5 protein-coding genes are annotated in these 6,251 nt (G+C 57.4%); 4 read left to right on the forward strand and 1 reads right to left on the reverse strand.

Annotation, left to right across the window (positions count from 1 at the left end; all coding sequences use genetic code 11):
• Nucleotides 1-118 precede the first annotated feature (118 nt).
• A complete protein-coding gene (gene zwf / locus KHU33_RS07955) occupies nucleotides 119-1,594 on the reverse strand; it encodes a glucose-6-phosphate dehydrogenase (RefSeq protein ID WP_211462142.1) in 1,476 nt (491 codons plus the stop codon).
• A gap of 231 nt (nucleotides 1,595-1,825) precedes the next feature.
• Between zwf and KHU33_RS07960 the strand changes: the two genes are divergently transcribed.
• The 4 genes from KHU33_RS07960 to KHU33_RS07975 all read left to right on the forward strand — a co-directional run.
• Nucleotides 1,826-3,079: an ABC transporter substrate-binding protein gene (locus KHU33_RS07960; protein WP_211462144.1), complete on the forward strand. Its 1,254-nt coding sequence runs from the start codon at nucleotides 1,826-1,828 to the stop codon at nucleotides 3,077-3,079.
• Between the two features lie 169 nt (nucleotides 3,080-3,248).
• Nucleotides 3,249-4,202 carry a carbohydrate ABC transporter permease gene (locus tag KHU33_RS07965; protein WP_230414122.1) on the forward strand — a complete coding sequence of 318 codons (954 nt, stop codon included), beginning with the start codon at nucleotides 3,249-3,251 and terminating at the stop codon, nucleotides 4,200-4,202.
• Entirely contained in the window at nucleotides 4,192-5,085 is an 894-nt protein-coding gene (locus KHU33_RS07970) for a carbohydrate ABC transporter permease (RefSeq protein ID WP_211462149.1), read from the forward strand. Before KHU33_RS07965 ends, KHU33_RS07970 begins: the two co-directional genes overlap by 11 nt.
• A gap of 69 nt (nucleotides 5,086-5,154) precedes the next feature.
• A partial coding sequence (locus tag KHU33_RS07975) for an ABC transporter ATP-binding protein (RefSeq protein ID WP_211462150.1) occupies nucleotides 5,155-6,251 on the forward strand: 1,097 nt, incomplete at its 3' end.

Raw genomic sequence — 6,251 nt, forward strand, 5'->3', positions numbered from 1 at the left:
TGGATGAAGACATGGTGTAAAACTTTCACTTAAATACTGTTAGTAGGATGGGCGGAGCAATTGCGACTACATTACTTATGCGCCTTGCCACGCTTCTCAATTTTTTCAATCAGGCGACTCAACGATCTTCCGGCCATTGAGCGCCGGCGCGCGCCATCATCGCAAACGATGCGGTCGGCCCCCAACTGCCTGCCATATACGGTTTAGGCGGGGACGAACTGCCTTGCCAATGGCGCAGCAACGGCTCGACCCAACGCCACGCGGCTTCTTGCTCGTCACGCCGCACGAACAAGGATAAATTTCCACGGATGGCATCCAGTAGCAAGCGCTCATAGGCTTCGGCCCGGCGCTGCTTGAATGCCTGGTCGAACGCCAGGTCAAGCGCCACCGGCTGCACCGTCATGCCATCGCCCGGCTGTTTTGCCAGGCAATGCAATTGAATCGATTCGTCCGGCTGCAGCCGGATCACCAGGCGGTTGCTGCTGGCTCCTGACTGGCCGCCCGGCATCGGCAAGATGGCGTGCGGGATCGGCCGGAAGGTGATCACGATTTCCGCCGTGCGCTGCGCCAGGCGTTTACCGGTGCGCAAGAAAAACGGCACCCCGGCCCAGCGCCAGTTATTGATCTCGGCATGCAGCGCAACGAAAGTTTCGGTCTGCGATTGCGCGGCCACTCCCGGTTCTTGCTGATATGCCGCGACCGACTGCCCTTCGACGGCGCCGGACACATACTGGCCGCGCACCGCTCTGAACTCCATGTCTTCCGCCGAGAACGGCTTCAAGGCGCGCAACACGCGCAGTTTCTCGTCGCGCACCGCATCGGCGTCCAGCGAAGTCGGCGGCTCCATCGCCACCATGCACAATAACTGCAGCAAATGGTTTTGCACCATGTCGCGCATGGCGCCGGTGGCGTCATAGAATTCGCCGCGGCCCTCGACACCCAACTGCTCGGCAATCGTCAACTGCACATGGGCCACCGACTCGCGCCGCCACAGCGGCTCGAATAAAGAGTTGGCAAAACGCAAAGCCAACAGGTTTTGCACCGCTTCCTTGCCCAAATAGTGATCGATGCGATAAATCTGGTCTTCGGCGAAAACCCGGGCTACCGCATCGTTGATCGCGCGCGAAGACAGCAAATCATGGCCCAGAGGTTTCTCCAGCACCAGCCGTGCCTGCGACAGATCGATCCCGCTGGCGGCAAGATTGGCGCAAATCGGCTCGAACAGCGATGGCGAAGTCGCCAGATAAAACACCGATACGGCCTGGCTGGCTGCCAGTGTGTTTGCCAGCACCTGATAACCGGCGCGATCCAGCAGATCCAGCGGCAGATAAGTGATACGCGAAAGAAAACTCTGCCAGAGCGCCTCGTCCTGAGCGCCGGCAACCCCGCTCTTCACATATGGGATAGCGCTCTTGCTGACCCACGCCAGGTAGTCGTCCCGGCTGAAATCCTGCTTGGCGACGCAAATGATGCGGCCATCCTGATGCAACTTCCCTTCCCGATGGGCAACAAACAACGCAGGAAGAATCTTCCGCATCGACAGGTCGCCAGTCGCTCCGAATAGCGTAAAAGTAAAGGGGATATGTGTTTGCATCAAAATTTTTGTAATAAATAAAAAACTTATATTGCAATATTAATGTAGCATTACTACAATTACAAGCGGCGAAAGGAGTAAATCCCTCTTTTTTGCGGGGAAACTCAAGATCGCATGTAGTTTTACTAGTTTTTTCACATGATACACATGGGCCGGCAAATGCGCAGAGCTTCGGCGATACGCAGGCAATTAAGTATTCATCGCAAACACAACTCAACACAGGAGACAAGAATGAAACTGAGTCAAATAATAAAATCGGTATTCGCAACTACTGCACTGCTGTCCAGCGCCGCGGCAGTTCACGCGGCCGAAGTCGAAGTACTCCATTACTGGACCTCGGGCGGCGAAGCGAAATCGGTCGCCGAGTTGAAAAAGATCATGGAAGCCAAAGGCGTGACCTGGAAGGATTTCGCAGTTGCCGGCGGCGCTGGTGAAAACGCCACGACCGCGCTGAAAGCCCGCGTCATCGCCGGCAGCCCTCCGACAGCGGCGCAGATCAAAGGGCCGTCGATCCAGGAATGGGGCCAGGAAGGCGTGCTGGCAAATATCGATGCCGCAGCCACTGCGGGCAAATGGGATGCGCTGCTGCCTAAGGTAGTTTCCAACACCATGAAGTACGAAGGCCACTATGTAGCAGCGCCAGTCAACGTGCATCGCGTCAACTGGCTCTGGATCAACCCTGAAGTCTTGAAAAAAGCCGGCGCCAAGACACCGACCAACTGGACCGAATTCTTTGACGCTGCCGACAAGATTCAAAAAGCCGGCTTCGTCGCCATCGCCCACGGCGGCCAGCCTTGGCAAGATGCGACCGTGTTTGAAACCGTTGCGCTGGGCGTAGGCGGTGCGGATTTCTACAACAAGGCCCTGGTCAAGCTCGACCCGGCAACCCTGACCGGCCCGACCATGATCAAGACCTTCGACACCATGGGCAAGATCAAGGGTTATATCGACAAGAACGCCGCCGGCCGCGACTGGAACCTGGCAACGGCGATGGTCATCAACGGCAAGGCAGGCATGCAATTCATGGGCGACTGGGCTAAAGGCGAATTCACTGCTGCCGGCAAGCAACCAGGCAAGGATTTCCTGTGCGTTGCAGCCCCTGGCACCGACAAGTCGTACACCTATAACATCGACTCGATCGCCATGTTCAAGGTCAAGAATCCTGATTCGCAAAAGGCTCAGCTGACGCTGGCAAGCGCCATCATGAGCCCGGAATTCCAGGAAATCTTCAATTTGAACAAGGGTTCGATCCCGGTGCGTCCTGATATCCCGCATGCGAAATTCGACAGCTGCGCCGTCAAGTCGATGGAAGACTTGGCCTCGTCCAGCAAAGCCGGCACGCTGGAGCCAAGCATGGCGCACGGCATGGCAGTCAATTCTGCAGTCCAGGGCGCTATTCTCGACGTGGTTTCCAAGTTCATGAATTCCAACATGACCTCGCAAGCCGCGGCGCAGGCTCTGGCAAAGGCAGCAAAGACACAATAACGAAATCGCAATAAGTCGGTTATTTATTGTTTGCTTGGTTTATTTTTCAAATAGCGTAAATGAGAACCGGGGCTGAAGCGAGTAAGATCGACTTCAGCCCCCGCCGTGTCCGGCAGTGGCTGCCACCGCATTGCCAGACACGGCTCTGATCCTGCTTCAGGAGACTTGCATGTCCGATCACACCCTCCCCTATACAGCCGTGGCTGCCGGGAGCTCAAGCAACACGCCCCAGCAGCAAGGGCGCATTGCGGCAATCGCCGATGCCTGGTTACCGCGCATCGTACTGTCGCCCACTATCATCCTGTCACTGGTTTTCGTGTACGGCTTCATTGGCGTCACCGCCTGGCTGTCGCTGACCAATTCGCGGATGCTGCCGAATTACGAAATTTCTGGCTTTAATCAATATATAGCGCTGTTCGGCCTGGACCGCTGGTGGGTTGCTGCCGCCAACCTGGGCATTTTCGGCGGCTTGTTCATTCTGTTCTGCCTCGCCATCGGCCTCATCATGGCGATCCTGCTGGACCAGAAAATCCGGTCAGAAGGTGCATTGCGCGCAATCTATCTGTATCCGATGGCGCTCTCGTTCATCGTTACCGGCGCCGCCTGGAAATGGATTTTGAATCCTGGCCTGGGCCTGGAAAAAATGATGCACGACTGGGGCTTCGCCAATTTCCATTTCGACTGGCTAGTGAATTCCGATTTCTCGATCTACACCGTGGTGATCGCAGGCGTCTGGCAATCCTCGGGATTCGTGATGGCCCTGTTCCTGGCCGGCCTGCGCGGCATCGACGACAGCATCATCAAAGCTGCCATGGTCGACGGCGCCAGCTTGCCGACCATCTATCGGCGCATCGTGATCCCGGCTCTGCGGCCGGTGTTTTTCAGCGTGTTGCTGGTATTGGCCCACATCGCGATCAAGAGCTTTGACTTGGTGATGGCGCTGACCGCAGGCGGCCCGGGCACTTCCTCCGACCTGCCGGCAATTTTCATGTACCAGTTTTCCTTCTCACGCGGTCAGCTTGGTTTAGGCGCGGCGTCGGCCATGATGATGCTAGCGACCGTACTGGCAGTGCTGGTGCCCATGATGTACCTGGAAACCAAAGGAGCGCGCAATGGCCGCTAACAGCACGAGCAACACCATCTATAACGAAAACAGCAAGCTCAGCATCGGCCGCATCGTCATTTACACCCTGCTGGTCTTGTGCGCGCTGTACTACCTGGCGCCGCTGTATGTGATGCTGAGCACCTCGGTGAAAACCCTCGATGAAATCCGCTCCGGCAATCTGCTGTCCTTGCCGATGGCGCCAACCGGCGTCGCCTGGGGCAAGGCCTGGAGCAGCGCCTGTACCGGTGTCGATTGCAACGGCCTGGCGCCGTTCTTCTGGAACTCGATCAGGATGACGGTGCCGGCGGTCTTGATTTCGACCCTGGTCGGTTCGCTCAACGGCTACGTGCTGGCGCACTGGCGCTTCCGCGGTTCGGAAATCCTGTTCACGGCCTTGATGGTGGGTTGCTTCATTCCATTCCAAGTAGTGATCTTGCCGATGGCGCGCTTGCTGGGCACGGTCGGCATGGCCAACACCACGCCTGGCCTGGTATTTGTCCATATCGTCTACGGTATCGCCTTCACCACGCTGTTCTTCCGCAATTACTACGTGACGGTGCCGGAAGAACTGGTCAAGGCGGCAAGGATCGATGGCGCGGGTTTCTTCATGACTTATCGCAAAATCATCTTCCCCTTGTCGCTGCCGATTTTCATGGTCTGCTTCATCTGGCAATTCACGCAGATCTGGAACGACTTCCTGTTCGGCGTGGTGTTCGGCGGCTCGGACGCCAAGCCGGTCACGGTGGCCTTGAACAACCTGGTGAATACCTCTACCGGCGTCACCGAATACAACGTCAACATGGCAGCGGCCATCATTGCCGCCTTGCCGACCTTGGTGGTGTATCTGCTGGCGGGGAAATATTTTGTGCGCGGCCTGACTGCTGGTGCGGTCAAGGGTTGAGCGGCGGCGCGGCGGGCTCTGATTTTCAGGCCCACCCCGCCAATTAATTAATTTAAGGAATGGTTCAAAATGGCAAGCTTATCAATTCGCAATGTGCGCAAGGTTTACCCGAACGGCAATGAAGTTCTCAAAGGCATCGACCTGGAAATCGAAGACGGCCAGTTCCTGATCCTGGTGGGCGGCTCCGGCTGCGGCAAATCAACGCTGCTGAACATGATTGCCGGGCTGGAAACGGTGTCCGAGGGAGAGATCATGATCGGCGACCGCTGTGTCAACGATGTCCCGCCCAAAGAGCGCGACATCGCCATGGTGTTCCAGTCCTATGCCTTGTATCCGACCATGACGGTGCGCGAGAACATTTCGTTTGGCCTGGGCATCCGCAAGGTGTCGAAAGCGGAACAAAAGCAGATCGTCGACCGTGTCGCCACCACCCTGCAAATCACTCACCTGCTGGATCGCAAGCCGGCGCTGCTGTCCGGCGGACAGCGGCAACGCGTCGCCATGGGCCGCGCCATCGCCCGCGATCCTTCGCTGTTCCTGTTCGATGAACCGCTGTCCAACCTGGACGCCAAGCTGCGGGTCGAGATGCGCGCCGAAATCAAGCTGATGCATCAACGCCTGGGCAGCACCATCGTGTATGTCACGCATGACCAGATTGAAGCGATGACATTGGGCGACCGTATCGCCGTGATGAAAGATGGCGTGGTGCAGCAGTTCGGCAGCCCGCAAGAAATCTACGACAATCCTAGCAACCTGTTCGTGGCCGGCTTTATCGGCTCGCCGTCGATGAATTTCATGCGCGGCAATCTGGTCGCCAACGGTCAGGGCCCAGCCTTCGAACTCGAACACGCTGGGCAAACAACCCTGCTGCCGCTGGCTCCGGTGCAAGCGCAGAATCCACAGATTGCTTCCTGGATCGGGCGCGAAGTCATCCTCGGCATCCGTCCCGAACACGTCACCGACGCCCAAAGCGCACGCGGTTCGGAAGTCAACGACAGCAATGGCAACAGCAACGGTAACGGCAGCTATCATCCGACCGAAGTCGGCTGCACCGTGGAGCTGACCGAACCGACCGGTCCCGATACATTGGTGTTCACCAGCTTCAATAACGCCCGTGTCACCTGCCGCACTCACCCGCGTGCCGCAGCCAAACCCAAGGATCAGAT

It is taken from the genome of Collimonas silvisoli (assembly GCF_018305005.1).
Lineage (GTDB): Bacteria > Pseudomonadota > Gammaproteobacteria > Burkholderiales > Burkholderiaceae_D > Collimonas > Collimonas silvisoli.

Excerpts from the sequence above, each read along its gene's own strand:
- KHU33_RS07970 (WP_211462149.1), top strand. The coding sequence starts at position 4,192 with ATGGCCGCTAACAGCACGAGCAACACCATCTATAACGAAAACAGCAAG.
- KHU33_RS07960 (WP_211462144.1), top strand. The coding sequence starts at position 1,826 with ATGAAACTGAGTCAAATAATAAAATCGGTATTCGCAACTACTGCACTG.
- KHU33_RS07965 (WP_230414122.1), top strand. The coding sequence starts at position 3,249 with ATGTCCGATCACACCCTCCCCTATACAGCCGTGGCTGCCGGGAGCTCA.
- zwf (WP_211462142.1), bottom strand. The coding sequence starts at position 1,594 with ATGCAAACACATATCCCCTTTACTTTTACGCTATTCGGAGCGACTGGC.